Below are 19,134 nucleotides of genomic sequence, written 5' to 3' on the forward strand. Positions count from 1 at the left end.
CGAAGGGGCGGGCGGCCCCGTCCCTGCGGAAAACTTGGAGCGGTGACCGCAGGACGGGGCCCTTTCTCGATCGATGCCGTGGCCCGGGGCGGTGGGCCAGAGTGCGGGCACGGCGATGTCAGGCCCGGAGGCGTCACGCGACAGAGCCGCGTCCGTCACCCCCGAGCGCTGGAACTGGGGTGGGGAGCAGCGACGGCGGACATGAACAGCCCCGACCGACCGGTACTCGGTCGTCCGGCAGTACGAGCGGTGGCCGTGAGCGGGCCGGTGTTGACGCGCACGACCGGCCTGTGGATCTCCCGAACTCCGCAGGCGCCGTCGTCGTCCACCGCCTCCTCCTGGCATGCCGGAGCACCCGGTCCGGTGCGGGCTTCATGGTTGGCCTTCGAGCTTCGACGCCCTTCACACATACACGACGGCGACGATTTCCCCCCGCGGGGGGGAAATCGTCGCCGTCGCTCGCTCTGTCAGGCGTTGGAGAAGCGGCCCGCCTGGGCGAGGATCTGCTCGGGGTCATCGACCGGGGGATAGATCCACAGCGTGTTGATGTTGCGCTTGAGGGCCTTGGCATCCTCTCCGGTCATCTGGACCGTACGGTCCCAGCCCTGCGTGACCACCGCACCGGCCGGACCGAGGTCCAGGCAGGTGCCGTAGGGGTCGGGGACGAAGGGCAACGGGTCGCTTCCCAGGAGGTCGGCGGCCACGTTGTGCCCGGCGAATTTCCCCATCGGCTGCGCGTGCTGGCAGCTCTGCGTCACGTAGTGCCCTTCCTCCGCCAAAGCGGCGGCTGTGTCGCCGGCGGCATAGACGTCGGGGACTCCCGCCACCCGCAGGTAGGCATCCACGCTCAGCCGTCCCAGCCGGTCCCGCTCCCCAGGAATCTGCGCCGTCAGAGGGCTTGCGACCATACCCGCCGTCCACACGACGGTCGCCGCGGGGATCACCTCGCCGTCCGACAGCGTGACGTCCTCGGAGGTAGCGGATGCCACGGTGCGGCCGAGGCGGCGTTCGACCTTCAGCTCGTCGACGGCGCCGTCGATGTGCGGCCGGGGTCCGGGGCCGAGCTCAGGTCCGATGACGTCCGCGCGGTCGACCAGGACGACCCTCACCTCCTCACCCGAACCATGCGCGTCCGCGATCTCCAGAAGCCGTTCACCAAGGCCCGTGGAGATCTCGAGCCCGGTGAAGCCGGCCCCGACCACGACAGCCGTGTACCTGCCGGGGGTCGACGGGCGCAGCGGCAGCCGCCGCAGATGGTGGTCGAACGCGGCCGCGGCAGGCAGCGTGTCGATGTCGAACACATTCTGCGCACCGGGGAAGCTCGGCTGGACAAGCCGACTGCCGGCGGCCAGGACGAGCTTGTCGTACGCCAGGTGCAGTTCCTCACCGGTCCGCCCCACTGTACGGACCGTGTGCGCATCGGTGTCGATGCCGGTCACCGTCGCCGTGACGCGACGGACACCGATCGGGCCGAGGACACGGTCCAGGGAGACCCGCATGCCCTCAGGGTCCTCTTCGTACAGGCGCGGACGTATGACCAGGTCGTCGCCACCGCTGACGAGGGTCACCCGCACCTCGCCGCCTGCCTCGCGCGCGGCACGCACGGCTCCCGCCGCACTCCACACACCGGCGAAGCCCCCACCGATGACAAGGATGTCCTTCATACGTTCTCCTTTGCCGTACTGACGGTTCCCCTCTCTGACAGGGCCGTCGCGCCCCCCGTGACAGTGCGGCGATATGACGTGCGTCACTCCCGTCGCGGCGCGGAAACCCGTATGTGCGAAGCGGCTCCCGGCCAGGAGCACGAAGCGAAGGCCGACCGCGTCTCCGAACATCGGCAGGGAGTCAGTGTCGTCTTCGCGCTCACCGTCGCGTCGTGAGGACCGAGGCGATGGCGCAGACGTGCGCCGCTCGACTCGCGGTGGTTCACAAGGAGGTCTCTTCCCACTCCCAGGGCTTGTCGTGGATCTGCTGCAGCAGTTCGGCGAAGGTGTCGCCGTCGAGCAGCAGGCCGTTGTACTCCGTCGGGATCCGCTTGTCGTTGATCACGGCGGTGGGTGTCCCCGGCCCTCCGGGGTCCTTCGCTCCCCCGGCCCGCTCGTACGCCTTCTGGGAGGCGGCGACGAAGGAGCGGTACTTCATGCTCTTGACGGCCGCGGTGAACTCCGGTCCACTCAGGCCCTTTACCTGGCCGGCGAGCTCCAACAGATAGGCGTCGGTATAGCCGTCGACGCTCTCCTCGGGCTGGTTGGCGTAGAGCACCTCGTGGTACTCCACGAACTTGCCCTCCTCCAGGGCGGCCCGCAGCGCGTTGACCGCCTTCTTCGAGCCGCTGCCACCGACTCTGTCGTCCAGGAAGGAGGCCAGGGTGTACTCGGTCCTGGTTCGCCGGTCGAGCACGGCTTCTCGCAACTTCGGGGAACCGCCGGTGGTCTCGAATTCCTCGCACACCGGACAGCGCGGATCCTCGTACAGATGCACAGTCATCTTCGCGTCCGGATCACCCACCAGGATGGTGGTGCCGTCCTTTGCGAGCTTCTCCGGCAGCTTCGCCGCGCTCTCGAACGCCGGCTTGGCCTCCGCCGACCGCTGCCCGCACCCCGCCGTCATCAGCACTGCAGCCGCGCACAGCACAGCCCACCGCCCCCCACGCACCATGCGTCATCCCCTCCCCAGAGAACAGCGCGACTTTAGATCATCCATACGGCACACGCACACGTCATTCCTGCCGCGCGATCGTCGTCTACAGCGACCTCATGGCCCGGGTGTGACCACGGTTCGCCGTCAAGTGCCGTCACCACAGATGTCGTCCACGCGCCCCGCTGCGCCCGCGCCCCCTCGGCGGCGCGTGCCGAAGGCCGGTGTCGCGACGCTGAGCCTCCCGTCGCGCACCTCGGCGACGCGGTCGGCGACGGTGAGGTGGGTGCGGTCGTGGGTGACCAGGACAGTGGCGGTGGCGCGCTCGTGGGTCAGGCGGGTGATCAGGTCGATCACGGCGGCGCCGCGTTCGTGGTCGAGGGCGCTCGTGGGTTCGTCGACCAGGAGGACGGTGGGGTCGTTCATCAGTGCGCGGGCGATGTTGACGCGCTGGCGCTGGCCGCCGGAGAGCCGGTGGGGACGGCGGCGTGCGTGATCGGCGAGCCCGACGGAGTCCAGGAGTTCCACGGCCCGGCCGTACGCCTTCTTCGGTGAGCGGCCGTCGATCTGTGCCATGACCTGGAGTTGTTCGGCGGCGGTGAGCGAGGGCAGCAGGTTGGGCTGCTGGAAGACGATGCCGATCTTGTGGCGGCGCAGCTCGGTCAGCTCGCCGCGCGTCATGCCCGTGGTGGGGGTGCCGTCGACGGTGACGGTGCCGGCGTCGGGCGTGACGAGGGTGGCGGCGACCGCGAGGAGACTGGACTTGCCCGAGCCGGAAGGGCCGACCACGGCGGTCAGGCTCCCCCTGGGGACGTCCAGGCTGATCCGGTCCAGGGCGGTCAGCCGGGCATCGCCGTCGGGATAGGTGAGGGTGATGTCGGTCAGGTGCAGGCTCATCGGGCACTCCCCAGGGCGGTCAGCGGGTCGACGGAGGTGATGCGGCGGACGGACAGGGCGGCCCCGAGCGCGCCGAGCAGGACCATCACCGCCGCCGGGACGAGGATCGTGGCGGGTTCGAGGACGAAGGGCACGGCGGAACCGGAGAGGGCGGCGCCGAGAGCGCCCGCGATGCCGGTACCGAGCAGGGTGCCGCCGGCGAGCAGGACGACGGCCTGGCCGAGGGCGTCCTTCAGCAGGCCGGCCGTGGAGGCACCCAGCGCCTTCAGCACGGCGACGTCGCCGCTGCGCTGGATGGTCCACACGGTGAAGAACGCGCCGATGACCAGGGCGGAGATGGCGAACAGGAAGCCGCGCATCAGTTGCAGGGAGCCGTTCTCCGAGGTGTAGGAGCCGATCGCGGACAGGGAGGCGTCCCGGGAGAGGGTCCTGGTGCCCGCCGCGTCGTCCGCGGCATCGATGTCGGCTCCCGACGTGGTCTCCAGGGCGATCACCGTCGCGGACGGCCCTTCGCTGTCGTCGGTGGGCGGTGCGGTCCTGCGCCAGACGTCGAGGGAGGTCCAGACGACCGGGGTGTGACTGAAATGAGCGTCGCCCGCCACAGCGGCGACCGTCAGTCGCTGCCCGGCGACGGTGACGGTGTCACCGGGCTTCAGGCCGAGGTCGTCGGCGGCCGTGTCGGACACCACCGCGCTGTGGTCGTCGAGCTCGCCGCCCTCCGGTGCGAGCGAGGAGCCGGGCCGCACTCCGAAGACGGACACCCCGGCGCTCCTGTCCCCCGCTGCGGCCCGGGTGGTGGTGATGCCCAGCGGTTCGGCGCGGGTGACGCCGGGCGTGCGGGCCCAGTACCGCCACTGCTCCTCGGTGACGGCCGAGTCGGCGTACGACAGGTCCTGCCCGCCGCCGGGCGCGGCGAAGGCGATTCTGTCGGCGGGCAGGGAGGTGATCGCGGAGACGTTCTGCTGTCCGAGCCCGGCGGTCAACCCGGACAGCAGCCCGACCAGCAGGGTGATCAGTACGATGACGGTCCCCATCAGGGCGAAGCGCCCCTTGGCGAACCTCAGGTCTCTCCAGGCGACGAACACGGACCTGTCCTTTGCGGTGGGGGAAGCGGTACTCCCCCACCGTCGCCGTCGGCGCCCCGCATCGGCATCTGGCCCAGGACCGGACTTCGCGGATCAAGAGAGGGGCCGCCACTTGTAACTTTCGGCAGAGGCCCGATCCGGTCCCTTTCCTTAGCCTGGAAGGACCGTGAACGCCACCGCCCCCACCCTGACCCCGACCACCCGGGCCCTGACCTGGTGCCTGCACCTGCTGGTCGTCGCCCTGCTCGCCCTCGCCGCGGGCCGCGCCGTCGCCGGGCACCTGCCGCACGCCGGAGCCGTCGTCGCCGTATCGGCGCTCTGCGCGGGGGTCTACGCGGCCGGGCCGCTCCTGCCCCCCGTCCGCCGCTCGCGGCGCGCCGCCGCACTGTGGCTGGCTGCTGTGGGCGGTGTCTGGCTGGTGCTGCTGACCCTGTCCGCCGACGCGGTCTGGGTCGCCTTCCCGCTCTACTTTCTCCAGCTCCACCTGCTGCCCCGCCGTGCCGGCCTCGTCGCCGTCGTGGCCACCGCGGTCGCGGCCATCGCCGGTTTCGCCGCCCACCAAGATGCCTTCAGCCCGGCCATGGCCATCGGCCCCGCGCTGGGTGCCGCCGTGGCCGTCGCCGTGGTGTGGGGCTATCAGGCGCTCTACCGCGAGAGCGAACAGCGCCGCCGGTTGATCCAAGAGCTCACCGCGACCCGCGCCGACCTCGCCGCCGTCCAGCACACCGCCGGTGTACTGGCCGAACGCGAACGCCTGGCCCGCGAGATCCACGACACCCTCGCCCAGGGGCTGACCAGCATCCAGCTGCTGCTGCGCGCCGCCGAGCGCGCCCTCCCCGACCGCCCCGAAGCCGCCGCCCGGCATGTGGACCAGGCCCGCCAGGCGGCCATGGACAATCTCGCCGAGGCCCGCCGTTTCGTCGCCGCCCTCACCCCGCCCGCCCTCGAAGACACCACCGTGGCCGACGCGCTGGAACGCCTGTGCTCCACCACCAGCGCCCGCCACCCGCTCACCGCCCGTTTCCACCTCGCCGGCGGTCCCGTACCGCTGCCGACCGGACACGAGGTCGCCCTGCTGCGCATCGCCCAGTCCGCCCTGGCCAACACCGTCCGCCACGCACGGGCCACCACCGCGGACCTCACCCTCGAATACGCCGACGGGCACGTCGTCCTCACCGTCGCCGACGACGGCACGGGCTTCGACACCGGCCGGCTGCCCGACCGCGACGCCGACAACGGAGGCTTCGGTCTGGCCGCCATGCGCTCACGCACCCACGACCTCGGCGGCACCGTGACCGTCGTGTCCGCCCCCGGCCACGGCACCACTCTGACCGCCCGGCTGCCCCTGCCCCCACCCGCCGAGACCGAGCCCGAGGCCCGCCCGTGACCGACAGCACCATCCGCCTCCTCCTGGCCGACGACCACCCCGTCGTACGGGCCGGGCTTCGCGCCGTCCTGGAGACCGAACCCGGCCTCAGCGTGGTGGCCGAAGCCGCCACCTCCGAGGAGGCCGTCGCACGTGCAGCCGAAGGCGACGTCGACGTCGTCCTCATGGACCTGCAGTTCGGCAAGGGCATGGGCGGAGCCGAGGCGACCGCCGCCATCACCGCCCGGCCCGGTGCACCCCGCGTACTGATCGTCACCACCTACGACTCCGACGCCGACACCTTGCCCGCCATCGAAGCCGGTGCCACCGGCTACCTCCTCAAGGACGCACCGCCCGAGGAACTGGCCGCCGCCGTCCGCACCGCCGCCACCGGCCGCACCACTCTGTCCCCCACGATCGCCGAGCGGCTCATGAACCGGCTCCGCGCACCCGGCGCCACCCTCACCCCTCGCGAGACCGAAGTCCTCACCCTGGTCGCCCAGGGCCTGTCCAACCAAGCCGTCGGCGAGCGCCTCCACCTCACCGAGGGCACCGTCAAATCCCACCTCGCCCGCGTCTACGCCAAGCTCGACGTCGACTCACGCACCGCCGCCGTGGCCGCTGCCACGAGCCTGGGCCTCATCCGCCGCTGATCGGCGCGCGGCTCCGGCGCCGGACCGCCCGTCCGTCATCACCTGCCACAGGGAACAGCCCTGAACACGGATCGGCTGCCCCGACGCGTCAACACGGTCCGGTTCAGGCGGCATTCAGACCGAACGTGACGCGCAGCTCGTTGGCGATGATGCGGCCACCGTTCAGGGCCACGCTCTGATCGGTGCCGTAGAACGTCCATTGGGTGAGGTAGCCGTTGCTGGTCTTGATGACGACCGTGACGATGTTGACGCCGTCGCCGTCGCGCTGCAGATGGAACCACGCTTCCGGAACGTTGGCGTTGCTCTTGCTGCTGTCGAAGCCGGCGCCGTACGGGTCGAGGTTGACGACCGTGCACCCCAGCTCCTTCTGGACATGGCCCTGCGGACCGATGGCGCAGGGCTCGTCGCCGGCAGGCCGCTTGCGGAGCCGGTCGGCCATGAAGCCGTCGGGGTCCTTGTAGACGCTGATCAGCTCACCGGTGAGTGGATTGTTCTTGAGCTTGCCGTCCCACTCGCCCTTGGTGATGTAGCAGTTGCGACGGTGAACCCGCGTGGAGCTGGTCGGGTCGCCGGCGTACGGGCCGCCACCATGTACGGCTATGTAGGCATCGTGATGGGTGATCCCGCTGTAGCGCTGCATGGTCATGAACGCGCATGGGTCGGGTGTGCCGGCGTCGATGGCCTCACGTTCTTTGGCGAGGTCCTTGCCGTCGTCGTCCCTCTTGGCGGTGGCGGCGTCCCCATCGGGCGGCAGCTGGTTGCTGTTCACGGTGTGCCAACCGGCGCCGGAGGTACCGACTGGGTCCGGGGACTGAGCTGCGTGCGACGAGCCGCCCGCGAACGGCCCCTTGGGGTCAGGGGTGTCGGAGTCGTTGCCCTTCTCGCAGCCCACGAGGGCCAGCGAGAGACACACGACGCCGGTCACCGCCCCAGCCGAGGTGTACGACCTGCGCAAGATTTCCCCCTTGATCGGACGGTCCCTGCCCGCCGGCGCCTCCTGGCGTCGGTCGGTCCGCCGCCCCGCCCATGTCTCCGGCCAGACTTACCGGCCGAGACCCCCAACTGTCCGGCCTTTGGTATGACTTCACCCGATCAGGGACTTGCCGTCACGGCGATGCCCATGGGCCATGACAGGGCCGCCGTTCAAGGGTCACGCGCTGTTCCGTGGGACCCAGGACATACAACGACCGGTTGCCGCCCTCGTCTTGGGGGTCGATACGCTGATCGCCATGGGGTACGAGGGGACCGGAGAGCCGGTTGAGGTCAGGTGTCCAGGGTGCGGCGGTACCGAAGTCCGGACGGTCGAGCAGGCCCGCGGTGGCAAGGGTGCGATGCGTGACGACCTGTACGGACGTCTGGCACCGGGACCGGACAAGACCGGCGACGGATGCATGCACTTCGTGGAGGGCATGGTGATGACCGGTATCGGGATCGCCGTCGCCTACACGGGGGTTCAGCAGGAGAAGCCGCTCTATGTGATCGGCGGTGTGGCGCTCGCCCTGCTGTGTTTCATCGGGACCTTCGTCGTCGTGCGGGGTGATGGGCGGGAGAAGGCGGCCGCGGAGGCCGGGGCACCGCGTGCGGAGCTCGTCCGGCAGCCGGCGCACTACTGCTACGGCTGCACGTCGGTCTTCTGTCCGGGTGGCGTCCCATGGCAGGGAACACTCACCCCGGAACAGTTCAAGAAACTGGTGTGGACCGAGGCCGGTTACGCCGATCAGCTCCCTGCCGGAGACAAGGCGCGGGACGTGGAGATTCCGTCGCACGTCGGGCCGGGGAAGTCGTAGGGCCTCGGCCGGCCGGCGAGCTCGTCCTCCGTACTCGGTGAGAGTCGCCGAAGCCGGTGCCGCAACACATGACCCGAGCCGCGAAGCAGCCGGTCGACGCGTCACCCCGAAGTCCCCTTCCAGGGCAGGGACCGTGGGTCGGTCAAGGCAGGATCTCGATGTACCCGTCGGTCCCGTGCACACGGATCCGCTGCCCGTCGTGGATCAGCCGGGTGGCCTGCTCCACGCCCACGACGGCCGGCAAACCGTACTCACGGGCGATCACCGCACCATGGGTCATCAGGCCACCCACCTCCGTGACCAGGCCCGCGATGGAGACGAACAGCGGCGACCAGCTGGGGTCCGTGAAAGGCGTGACCAGGATGTCGCCCGCTTCGAGGTCGGCGTCCGCAATGTCGAGGATGACGCGGGCCCGCCCCTCGATGGTCCCGGCGGAAACCGGCAGGCCGATCAGGGCGCCGGACGGCACGTCGTCGCGCCGGTACGCCCCGGTCACGGCCTCACCGTCCGAGGTGAGCACCCGGGGCGGTGTGAGCGCGTGGTACGAACGGAACGCGTCCTTGCGCTGCCGGATGAGCCGGTCATCCACCTCGTTCGAGCGCACGACGTCGTGGAACTCCTGGAACGTGAGGTAGAAGACGTCCTCCTTCTCGGCAAGCACGTCGGCCTGCGCGAGGCGCTCGGCCTCCTCCAGCAGCGCCTGCTTGTAGAGGAAGTAGCGGCTGACGATGCCGTACTTCGGGTACTCCCGGTACCCGATGAAGCTGCGGACCTGGTCGATCATCCGCTTGGTCTCGTCCGCTTTCCGATCCCCGTCCGGCAGGGACCGCAAGCGTGCCAGCACGTCCTGCTCCTTCTTCCACGCCTTCTGCCGCCCTTGCTCGAAGCGTCGCTCGGCGGCACCCGGCTCGAAGTTCCTGACGTTGTCGAGGATCACGGGTACGAGCGTGGTGGGGTACTCCCGCCACCGCGGCCTCGTGATGTCGATCTCGCCGACGCAGCGCATGCCGTACCGGTCCAGGTAGGCCTCGATGGCGTCGCACGCTTCGGTCCCGCCCGCGAGCTTCGCCAGCTCGTCCAGGAAACCCTCGTCCTCGACGTCCTGGAGGAACGCCACCACGTCCGCATGCGGGCGGATCACGTCAGCGACGTCGAGCAGCTCCAGCCCCATCTCCGACGTGATGTTGTCCGGAGCGGACAGCGTCAGCGTGTCAGCCGCGTTCTTCTCGCCCAGCCACTCCCACAGATTGTCGTTGAGCCACCAGGTGGCTTCCATCCCCGCCATGATCGCCTTCATGTTCAGCGGATCGCCGAGGACCCGCTTGTGCTCCTCGAAGGCCTCCAGCAGGAAGTCGAACAGCGCCGGTCCGGTCTTCGCCCGGATATCGCGCTCCAGGGCGGCGACGGACGCCCGGCTGCGCTCGATCAGCTCGGTGACGATGGCCGGATCCGCCTCGACAGGAGCGGGCGCATCATGTGTCGGCGGCCCGCCGGGACCCGCGTCCGGGAGTGACGGGACGACATCGTCGTGGGCGAGGACGGTCTCCAGGGCGTCCCTGACCAACGGGTCGCCTCTCCCCATGAGGTCCAGGAGGGCGGCGCGGCTCGCGGGCGAGGCCAGGCGCCGGGCGACGTCGACGAACAGCCTCCCGCCGGCCTCGTGCATCGGCGCCATGGCCGTCAGCCGCCACATGGAGAGCCCGAGGGGCTTCATGGGGTCGGTCATCATCTGCTGATGGCCGACGGAGACGTAGACGTGATTCTCCTGGTCACCGCTCTCGGGGATGGGGAACAGCGTGGTGATCGGCCGGCTCTGAACGATTCGGAAACCGTCGTCGACGAGGCACCATTCGATGTCCTGCGGGCTGCCGAAGTGTGCTTCGATCCGCCGCCCCAGCCGCACGAGGTCCACGGCCTGCGCGTCGGACAGGGCCGGCTGCTCCTGCCGCTGCGCGTCGATCACCACTTCCTGCGTGCCGCCGGCCGGCAGGGCGTGAACGGCACGCTGCTTGGCGGCGATCGTCCTGGTGACGACTTCGCCGTCTCGCACCTTGAAGACGTCCGGGTTCACCAGGCCGGAGACCAGGGCCTCGCCGAGACCGAACCCGGCGTCCACCGTGGCCACCTTCCGATGGCCCGTGACGGGGTCGGCCGTGAACAGGATGCCGGACGCGTCCGGGAAGACCATCTGCTGCACGACCACGGCCATGTGGACCGTGCGGTGGTCGATGCCGTTCCGCTGACGGTAGGTCACGGCCCGCTCGGTGAACAGCGAGGCCCAGCACCGGCTGACGTGCTGGAGGATCTCCGCCGGCCCCACGACGTTCAGATAGGTGTCCTGCTGGCCGGCGAAGGAGGCCGTCGGCAGGTCCTCCGCCGTCGCGCTGGACCGGACGGCGTACGCGGACCGCTCACCGAGCCCGGCGAGCGCGCGGGTGATCGCCGCCGCGAGATCCCCGGGGACGGCGATCTCTTCGATGCTCCGGCGAATCTCCGCGCTGAGCGTGCGGATCGCCTCCCGGTCGTCCGGGTTCACGCGCGAGAGCTGATCGAGCCACTCGTCGATCGACGGCGTCTGCGCCATGATCCGTCGGAAGGCGTCCGTCGTCACGCAGAAGCCACCCGGCACGCGGACGCCCTCGATCCGCGACAGCCCGCCCAGGTGCGCGCCCTTGCCGCCGACGACCGCGACCTGCGTCTCGTCGACCTCGTGGAGATCCAGTACGTACTGCTCGGTCATTGCGATTCCTCCGAGGCAGCCGCGCTCCGTCGCACCGCGGTGGCCGATCGATGCACCGGCGCCTCCAGATCTGTCGTTCCTTATGTCGGGAACTGGCTCGACGTCACCGTGTCCCTGTGCGTCGACGGCACCACACATGTCGCGTCCCCGTTCGCGCAGGTGGTGGCACCGGCCGACGATTCTGCGCCATGACCCGGGCCTTGCCGCAAGCCCCCCGGTGCGCTATAAGTTGAGAGTGGCAAGGAGAGAATTCTCCTTGCCTTCGTCTTTTTCCGCCCGCTGAGCCGTCCAGGTACGCCGGGGGCGGACACGACGGGTACGGAGCCGCCCTCCACGAAGGCGACCCCGTACCGTTCGGTGCCGTTCAGCACCTACTCGATGTTGATCTTGAATGTGCTGGTCGTGTTGCGGACGTCCTGGGCATTGCCGCTCATGCGCAGGTTGCGGAAGGTGGCTTCGCCGACCGCGGGGCCCTGGCCGGGTTCCGGCAGCTCGTTGGCCCAGATGCCGAATCCGGACTTGGCGTCGAAGGCGTCTCCGCTCTTCTTGGAGTTGGTGATGGAGATGTCGGTGAAGATGGTGTCCTTGACCGGGAACTGCGGCTGGCCGCCGACGTAGTTGGTCTGGAACATCACGCCTCCGTAGGTGGAGTCGTCGATGTCGACGTCGTTGACCCGGATGCCCTGGAAGACCTTCGAGGCGGAGAACGCCCAGATGGCGGGGAAGACCTGGGAGCCCCAGAAGTGGCCGCCCGTTCTCTCCAGGGAGACGTTCTCGATCGTCGTGGGTTCGGTCCCGAAGCCGTTCATCGGGTAGCCGAAGTCCAGCGAGGAGATCGTGATGCCGGAGTACACGAGGGTGTCGGCCACGCGGATGTTGCGGAAGGTGTTGTTGTAGCCGCCGTAGACGGCGATGCCGGCGGCCCGCCAGGTGAGGGTCGACGTGAGGTTCTCGTAGAGGTTGTTCTTCTCGTCGGCGCCGCCCGCGTCGATCGCCGAGAAGAGGGCGAAGCTGTCGTCGCCCGTGGCCCGGGCGTCGTTGTTGACCACGTGGTTGTCCGTGGAGCCGTTCGTCATGTTGATGCCGTCGGCGAACATGTCACGGATGCGGGAGTTCTTGATGGTCATGTTGTCGGTGTTGGCGCCCCAGTAGAGACACACCATGTGCTCGACCCAGATGTCGTCGATGGTGATATCGGAGACGTTGGAGAAGTCGAACACCTTGCCCGGGCCGTCGATCCGGGACGTGTAGTTGCCGAAGTAGGCGAAGCCGGCGAACGTCGAGCCCTTGGCACTGGCCTCGGCGCGGAAGCCGACGTCGGTGTTCTCCTGCGAGGCGGGGGCGTGGAAACGGGTGAACCACGGCCCGGCGCCGACGACCTTGACCGCCTTCCCGTAGACCTGGAACTTGCTGGACGTCTCGTAGTCGCCGGCGGGCAGGTAGACGCCGACAAGCTTGCCCGTGGTGTCCATCCGGACCTTGTCGAGCGCGTTCTGCACGTCCTGGTGGGCGAATCCGGCCGGCACGACGTACGCGGCCGGGTCAGGGTTGGCGTTCGCCGTCGCCTGCTCGGTGTTGATGAAGTCGATGGCGTAGGTGGAGGTGTTGGCCGCGTCCTTCTGGAGCCGGATCTTGGAACCGGCCGGCACGGTCCTGCCGAGCAGCAGGTTCGCTTCGTCGTAGATGTGGCGCGGAGCCCCGGAGCCGGGCGAGTTGCCGGGCGAGGTCTCGTTGCCGTAGAGCCAGGCGTACTTCGAGGTGAGGTCGATCGCCTTGAGGAACTCGCCGTCGACGTAGACGTCGAGCGTCGTGTTCGTGCCGTCCGGGATCGAGAAGCGGGTGACCAGGCTGTTGGCCGCCGCCCGGGTGGTCCACTCGACGTACTGGCCGTTCCCGGTGAGGGTCACCGCCTTGCGGCCGCTCGCCTCGCCCGCTACGTCGCCGATGGTCCGGTTCGGGCCGACGACCTTGGCGCCGCCTCCGACCGTGCCGTCCTCGGCCTCGTACATGTCGTACGGCATGTCCGCCCCGCGGCCGACGAACAGGGGCTGCGCGGTGGTGTTGTTGGCCCGCTTGACCGGCAGTTCGTTGGCGTCGTCGGCGACGACCGTCTTCACGGTGTACTTGCCGTTGGCGGCCGTCCACGATCCGAGGCTGACCGGTGCGGTCGTCTGCCCCGCCGCGATGGCCCCGTTGCAGGAGCCGCTGAGCGTCTTGACGGTGGCGCCCTTGGAGTCCTGGATCGTCAGCGTGACGCCGTGGGCGCCGGTGGCGGAGGCCACCGACCCCTGGTTCTTGATCGCGACGGTGAACTTGACCTCGTCGCCGGACGAGGGGCTGGAGGGGGTCCAGGCGACCGGTGCGGCGAGCAGGTCGGAGCTGGAGACCGGCTTGACGACGAGGGCGTCGGAGCGGGTGAAGATGTTGTTCGCCTCGTTCTGCTCGATGACCTTGTTCGACGGGTCCACCTCGGCGCCGACCGGGTAGCTGCCCGCGTCCCGGGTGCCGATGCTCGCGGTGACGGTCTTCGACTCACCGGCGGCCAGGGCCGGCACGTCGGCCGCGGCGGCCTTGGTGCCGCCGAGTGTGAAGGCGAGATCGGTGGCCTTGGCCGCCTTGCTGCCGCTGTTGGTGACGGTCGCCGTGAGGCTGACGGCGTCCGACTCGACGGGGGCCGCTGGCGTGTTCGTGATGCCGGTGACCTCGAGGTCCGGGTTCGCGGCCGGGGTGCCGACCACCTGGAACTCGGCGACCTGCGCGCCGGGGGCGCCGGAGTTGGCGGTGAACTTGAGCTGGATGTCGGCGGCGGAGCCGGAGACCGGGATGGTCACGGTGTTGCCGCTGGACGGGTTGAATGCGTAGTCCTTCGCCGCGACGAGGCTGGTGAAGGACGTCGCGTCCTGGTCGCGGCCGAGCACCTGGATGTTCTGCGTGCGCGTCGACCAGGCGGCGTCCGGGTTGAGCTTGACGACGACCTGGCCGAGGTCGGCGTTGGCCCCCAGCTTGGTGGTGAGGGTGGCCGGGTAGGCACCGCCGGCACTCTCCCAGTAAGTGCTGGTCTGGCCGTCGTTGGCGTTGGTGGCGACGTACGTGAAGGTGTAGGAGGACGCCTCCATGGGCTTGCCCTCGGCGAGGTTGGAGCCGGAACCGGTCGAGCCGGTCCGGGTGACGCTGTTGCTCGCCGCCGACTCGTTCCCGGCGGCGTCCTTCGCCTTCACGTAGTACGTGACCGTGGCCGTCGCCGGCGGTGTGTCGGTGTACGTCGTGACGTCGCCCGCCACGGACTTGACGAGCCGGCCGCCCGCGTAGACGTCGTAGCCGGTGACCTCGACGTTGTCGCTCGACGCCTGCCAGGTGAGCTTCACGTCGCTGCCGGACTGTGTATAGGCGAGGTTGCCGGGCGCCGTGGGGGCCTGGGTGTCACCGCCCGATCCCTTGCGGGTGACGCTGTTGCTGTTGGAGGAGACATTGCCCGCGGCGTCCTTGGCCCGTACGTAGTACGTGACATCGCTGCCGCTGGGCTGGGTGTCGGTGTACGTCAGGACGTTGCCCGCGACACTCGCCCGCAGCTGGCCGTCGGCGTAGATGTCGTACCCGGTGACGCCCGTGTCGTCGGTGGCGGCGCTCCAGGTGAGCTTGATCTGCCCGGTGGCGGGTTCGGTGTAGCTCAGGTTCGACGGCGCGGTCGGCGCCTGGGTGTCGCCGGTCGCCGGTCCGTAGACCTCGAACTCGGACAACTGTCCGGCGGGCCAGCCGGTGTTGGCGGTGAAGAGCGCGCGCACATACCGGGTCGTGGTGGTGTCGAAGCTGATGGTCGCCGACTGGTCGTTGCCGCTGTCGAAGGCGTACGCCTTCGAGGCCGTCAGGTCCGTGAAGTTCTGGTTGTCGGTGGAGCCCTGGATCTTGAGGGTCTGGCTGCGGCTCGGCCATCCGCCGGGCAGTCGCAGCGCCACCTCGTCGACCTTGACCGAGGATCCCAGGTCGACCTGGAGCCACTGCGGGAAGGCGTTGTTCTTGCTCTCCCAGTAGGTGGCACGGTTGCCGTCACCGGCGTTGGCCGCGCCGTAGACATCGGCGTGGCCGCTCTCGCTGAACGGCTTGCCCAGAGCGAGGTTGGGGGTCGAGGCGGCGGATGTGAGGACCTGCATCTCGGCGAGCTGGGCGGTGGAGGCGACCGAGTTGTCGCTGAAGTCGGCCCGCACGTACCGGGCGAGGGTCGCGGGGAAGGACACCTTCACCGTGTTGCCGTTGCCGGGGCTGAAGACGTACTGCGCCGACGACTTGAGCGTGGCGAAGCTCTTTCCGTCGGCGCTGCCCTGGAGAGCGAGCGTCTGCTTGCGGGACTTCCAGTGCTCGGGCAGACGCAGCACGACCTGGCGGACCCGCTTGGTCCGTCCGAGGTCCGTCTGCACCCACTGGGCCGACTTCTTTCCGGCCTGCCAGTAGGTGTCGGCGTCGCCGTCGGTGATGCCGGCGGCCACGTGCGCGCCGAGCGCACTGCCGGCCTTGGTGGCGGCGTCCGCGGCGGCGTCGGGACCGCCGGCCGCGTGCGCGCCGACGGCGGGCAGGCCCAGAACCATGACGGCGGAGGCGAGCACAGCGGTTGCTGCGCGTGGTCTCCAGGATCTCGGCTTGTGTCGATTCATGTGGGGTTACTCCCTGAGGAGGTTCGCGCGCCGAGGGGGGCGGCGAGGGCGGCTCGTTCCTGGGCGGAGCGGTGGCGCGGTACGACAGGACGGCAGGAGCCGGCCGTACGGAGAGGCACGGCCTTCACCGGGACGACCGTGCGCAGCTTCTTGCATTGTTTCATCGCAATATTGCAGAGGTATGTGAGTCCGTCTACGGCTCGGGCGACACAAGTTTCACCGGCGGCACCCGCGCCTCAACGGCGGTGGCCATGCGTCCGCGAGGTCCTGGCCGCCGAACAGGCCGATGAGCAGGCGTCCGGGAGAGATGAGGCCGGGCCGCAGGGGGTGCATCAACTACTGTCCCGATTCAGGCTTTCCGCGCGTAGAGCACCTCCCGTGCATTCCGGGGCGGCGACTCCGCACCGGCGCACGTCCCCCGGTGCACGACTCCACGCGCGCGCGAATCCAGGCCCCTTGCCACCCGACGCAAGTAGACGCAAGTAGCGCAAATTCTTGCGTGATTCTGTTCGTCTGATGACCTGGGCTTACGCGGCATCGAGTTCTGCCGTCACGGCACCCTGGAGCCGTGACGGCACAGGTTGGCTGGTGATGGCGACTGCAGCGGTTCGACGGACGATGACGTCCGCTGGGCACTCATGAGAAGGCGCTGCCCCCACGTGTGTCACAGCAACCCCAGCGGCCCGCCGCCGTGACGGCTCGCAGCCGAGCGCCGAACGCACCCGTGTCCGCGGAGAGAAGGGCTTCCGGCCAGGCGGACGCCAACTGCCGATCAGAGTCCGACGCGCTCACTCGCGCGAGAGCGGATCAACGGCGCCGTCGTCCCGGGAACAGCGCGGTGAGTGTCGCGCACACGATCGCGCCGAACAGCAACCCGCCCCAGACCGACCCGTCCACGGAGTGATGCCTCATCTTTTCGTAGACGAACGAGCCGAGGCCGCCGCCCGCGAGGAAGAGCAGGAAGCCTCGCAGCGCCGGCTGCCATCGCGGGCGAACCATGTCCGAAGTCACGGAAGGCATTATCCACACGCGCCTCAGCGGGCCGTGTCGCGTCCACCCGTAGCACTTGTGCGCCGCCGAACAGCCGTCAGCCCAGGATGTCGACGACGATCTTTCCGAGTGCGGTGCCGCCTTCCACCGCACTGTGTGCTTCCGGCACCGTGGACAGGTCGTACCGGTTCGGATCCATCAGCGGGCGCAGCCTGCCGGCGTCCGCCAGGGCCGTGATCTCGCGCAGGATGTCGCCATGATGGGCGCGCCCGCTCCCTGTGAGCATGGGCAGGAGTGTGAACACACCCGAATACGTCGCGCCCTTGAACGACAAGGGCGCCAGCGCGTGAGTGCCCCAGCCGAGGGCACTGACCACATGACCGGTGTAGGTGCGTACCGCTGCGAAGGAGGCGTCCAGCACCTGACCGCCGACGGTGTCGAAGACGATGTCGAACCCCGCACCGCCCGTGTGTGCGGCCACATACTTCTCCACCGGTGCCGTGTAGTCGATGGGCACCGCCCCCAGCCGCCGGACGACGTCCGCCTTCGCTGCCGACGCGGTCGCGAACACCTCCGCCCCGCGCGACAGGGCGATCTGCACCGCCGTGCTGCCCACACCGCCGGCGCCCCCGTGGACGAGGACCTTGTGCCCGGCCCGCACCTGGGCCCGGTCCACGAGTCCTTCCCACGCCGTGATCGCGGCCAGCGGCAGCGCTGCCGCTTCCCGCATCGAGAGGGTGGCGGGCTTGGGAGCCAGCAGCCGGGCGTCGACGGCCGCGAACTCCGCGAGTGAACCCGGCAGGTCCGCGACACCTCCGGTCAGGCCGTACACCTCGTCACCCACGGCAATGCCGTCCACGCCCGCACCCGACTCCACGACCTCTCCGGCCAGGTCCAGGCCCAGCACGGCGGGCAGCTGAGTACGGGCGTGCCCGGCCCGGCCTGCACGGATCTTGGTGTCCAGCGGGTTCACTCCGCTGGCGTGCACGCGCACCAGCACCTCGCCCGGCCCGGGGACGGGCTTGGGGATGTCTCTCAGCCGAAGCGGACCCCCGAACTCCTCCAGCACCACCGCACGCATCTCGCACCTCGTCTCTTCGTGCGGTTCGCAACTAGGTCAATTCCAGGGTGGCCGCGAGCCTGCGCCATGCCTCGCGAGGAAGGCCGTCCCCAGGGCTTCCGTCCACCATCTGGAGTGCGACATGGTCCGCGCCCGCCTCCAGGAAGGCGTCGACCCGGTCGCGGATCCGGGTCTCGTCGCCCCACGCGTACAGGGCGTCCACCAGGCGGTCGCTGCCACCGGAGGCCAGGTCCTCCTCGGTGAAGCCGAGGCGCAGGAAGCTGTTCGTGTAGTTGGGCAGGGTGAGGTACAAGGCCAGATGCTCGCGGGCCAGGGCGCGGGCGCGGGTCGGGTCGGTCTCCGGGACCACCGCGAACTCCGGTGCGAGCAGGGGGGCTTCTCCCAGGATCTCGCGCGCCTGGGCGGTGTGCTCGGGCGTGACCAGGTAGGGGATCGCGCCCGCAGCCCGGTCGGCGGACAGGGTGAGTGTCTTCGGCCCGAGCGCCGCCAGGACCCGACGGTCCGCGGGCACCCCGAGGGCGTCCAGCGCGTCCAGATAGCCGACGAGCGACGAGTACGGGCGGCGGTACTGGTCCGCGAGCTTGGCGTGGCTCACTCCGAGGCCCAGCAGGAAGCGGCCGGGGTGGGCCGACTCGACCTCGTCGAAACCGGCGGCGCTCTCGTCGGTGTCGTACTGCCAGATGCTCTGGATGCTGGTGCCGACGGTCAGGCGCGAGGTCGCTTCGAGCAGGGGCACGGCGTGCCGGGCGTGGCTGCTGCCGCCCAACCAGACAGCTCCATAACCGAGTTGCTCGATCTCGGCGGCCGCCTCGGCGATGTCGGCGCGCCGGGCCGGATCCTCCGAGCGGAGGCCGACGCTCCAGAGGCCGTACCGGCCGACCGCGGCCTTGGCGTCGTAGGGGGTGTCCGTCGTGTCGCTCATACGTTCCGATCCCTCCGGGCGGTGCCGCTCCATGATCGCCGTCTGCTATGGCATTCATAACCGAGGCGGACCCCGGGTTATGCCCGTCGGCAGCCGGCCCTCCATTGCACCCCGCAACCGTGGGCCGGTGCGACTCGCACGTCGGCGGACGCACCGTGCCCGGCCTTGCCGGTGCCGGTCCTGAAGGGCGACAGTCCGAGGGCATGGGGGTGGATCGGGGGTAGCGAGACACCTCCCGCCATGAGGCGGTGAGGTGCCGTCGCTCGTCCGTCCACTGCCGAGTGGCGGCGCGTTCCGGCGCCGAGACGCAGCCGCCGTCCTGGTGGAGCT

At 69.7% G+C, this 19,134-nt stretch carries 13 protein-coding genes; 3 read left to right on the forward strand and 10 right to left on the reverse strand.

Annotated elements, in window-relative coordinates; translation table 11 throughout:
* Positions 1–467: 467 nt before the first annotated feature.
* The 4 genes from ACZ4IF_RS16705 to ACZ4IF_RS16720 form a co-directional block, all read right to left on the reverse strand.
* On the reverse strand, positions 468–1,664 hold the full coding sequence (locus ACZ4IF_RS16705; protein WP_467563492.1) for an NAD(P)/FAD-dependent oxidoreductase: 1,197 nt from the start codon (positions 1,662–1,664) through the stop codon (positions 468–470).
* A 262-nt stretch (positions 1,665–1,926) separates the two neighbouring features.
* On the reverse strand, positions 1,927–2,658 hold the full coding sequence (locus ACZ4IF_RS16710) for a DsbA family protein (RefSeq protein WP_467563494.1): 732 nt from the start codon (positions 2,656–2,658) through the stop codon (positions 1,927–1,929).
* 126 nt (positions 2,659–2,784) lie between these two features.
* Positions 2,785–3,534: an ABC transporter ATP-binding protein gene (locus tag ACZ4IF_RS16715; protein WP_467563496.1), complete on the reverse strand. Its 750-nt coding sequence runs from the start codon at positions 3,532–3,534 to the stop codon at positions 2,785–2,787.
* Positions 3,531–4,619: an ABC transporter permease gene (locus ACZ4IF_RS16720; protein ID WP_467563498.1), complete on the reverse strand. Its 1,089-nt coding sequence runs from the start codon at positions 4,617–4,619 to the stop codon at positions 3,531–3,533. The genes ACZ4IF_RS16715 and ACZ4IF_RS16720 overlap by 4 nt, the downstream gene beginning before the upstream one ends.
* Positions 4,620–4,785: 166 nt before the next feature.
* Between ACZ4IF_RS16720 and ACZ4IF_RS16725 the strand changes: the two genes are divergently transcribed.
* Together ACZ4IF_RS16725 and ACZ4IF_RS16730 are read left to right on the forward strand one after the other, a co-directional pair.
* Positions 4,786–6,006, forward strand: a complete 1,221-nt coding sequence (locus tag ACZ4IF_RS16725; RefSeq protein WP_467563500.1) for a sensor histidine kinase — start codon at positions 4,786–4,788, stop codon at positions 6,004–6,006.
* Positions 6,003–6,638 carry a response regulator gene (locus ACZ4IF_RS16730; protein WP_467563502.1) on the forward strand — a complete coding sequence of 212 codons (636 nt, stop codon included), beginning with the start codon at positions 6,003–6,005 and terminating at the stop codon, positions 6,636–6,638. Before ACZ4IF_RS16725 ends, ACZ4IF_RS16730 begins: the two co-directional genes overlap by 4 nt.
* Positions 6,639–6,741: 103 nt before the next feature.
* On the opposite strand, the gene ACZ4IF_RS16735 is transcribed toward ACZ4IF_RS16730, so the two are convergent.
* On the reverse strand, positions 6,742–7,563 hold the full coding sequence (locus ACZ4IF_RS16735; RefSeq protein WP_467563504.1) for a hypothetical protein: 822 nt from the start codon (positions 7,561–7,563) through the stop codon (positions 6,742–6,744).
* A gap of 406 nt (positions 7,564–7,969) precedes the next feature.
* On the opposite strand from ACZ4IF_RS16735, the gene ACZ4IF_RS16740 reads away from it, so the two are divergent.
* Positions 7,970–8,425: a hypothetical protein gene (locus ACZ4IF_RS16740; RefSeq protein ID WP_467563506.1), complete on the forward strand. Its 456-nt coding sequence runs from the start codon at positions 7,970–7,972 to the stop codon at positions 8,423–8,425.
* A gap of 142 nt (positions 8,426–8,567) precedes the next feature.
* Here the strand turns inward: ACZ4IF_RS16740 and rph are convergent, their stop codons facing one another.
* From rph to ACZ4IF_RS16765, 5 genes are all read right to left on the reverse strand, one after another.
* A complete protein-coding gene (rph, locus tag ACZ4IF_RS16745; RefSeq protein ID WP_467563508.1) occupies positions 8,568–11,165 on the reverse strand; it encodes a rifamycin-inactivating phosphotransferase in 2,598 nt (865 codons plus the stop codon).
* Between the two features lie 371 nt (positions 11,166–11,536).
* Entirely contained in the window at positions 11,537–15,811 is a 4,275-nt protein-coding gene (locus tag ACZ4IF_RS16750; protein WP_467563510.1) for a discoidin domain-containing protein, read from the reverse strand.
* Positions 15,812–16,618: 807 nt separating this feature from the next.
* A complete protein-coding gene (locus tag ACZ4IF_RS16755) occupies positions 16,619–16,822 on the reverse strand; it encodes a hypothetical protein (RefSeq protein WP_467563511.1) in 204 nt (67 codons plus the stop codon).
* A 76-nt stretch (positions 16,823–16,898) separates the two neighbouring features.
* Positions 16,899–17,882: a zinc-dependent alcohol dehydrogenase family protein gene (locus ACZ4IF_RS16760; RefSeq protein ID WP_467563513.1), complete on the reverse strand. Its 984-nt coding sequence runs from the start codon at positions 17,880–17,882 to the stop codon at positions 16,899–16,901.
* 31 nt (positions 17,883–17,913) lie between these two features.
* Positions 17,914–18,804 (reverse strand): LLM class F420-dependent oxidoreductase, encoded by an 891-nt coding sequence (locus ACZ4IF_RS16765; protein WP_467563515.1) that lies wholly within the window; start codon positions 18,802–18,804, stop codon positions 17,914–17,916.
* Positions 18,805–19,134: the final 330 nt, after the last annotated feature.

The sequence above is a fragment of the Streptomyces sp. NPDC025784 genome, from assembly GCF_055558435.1.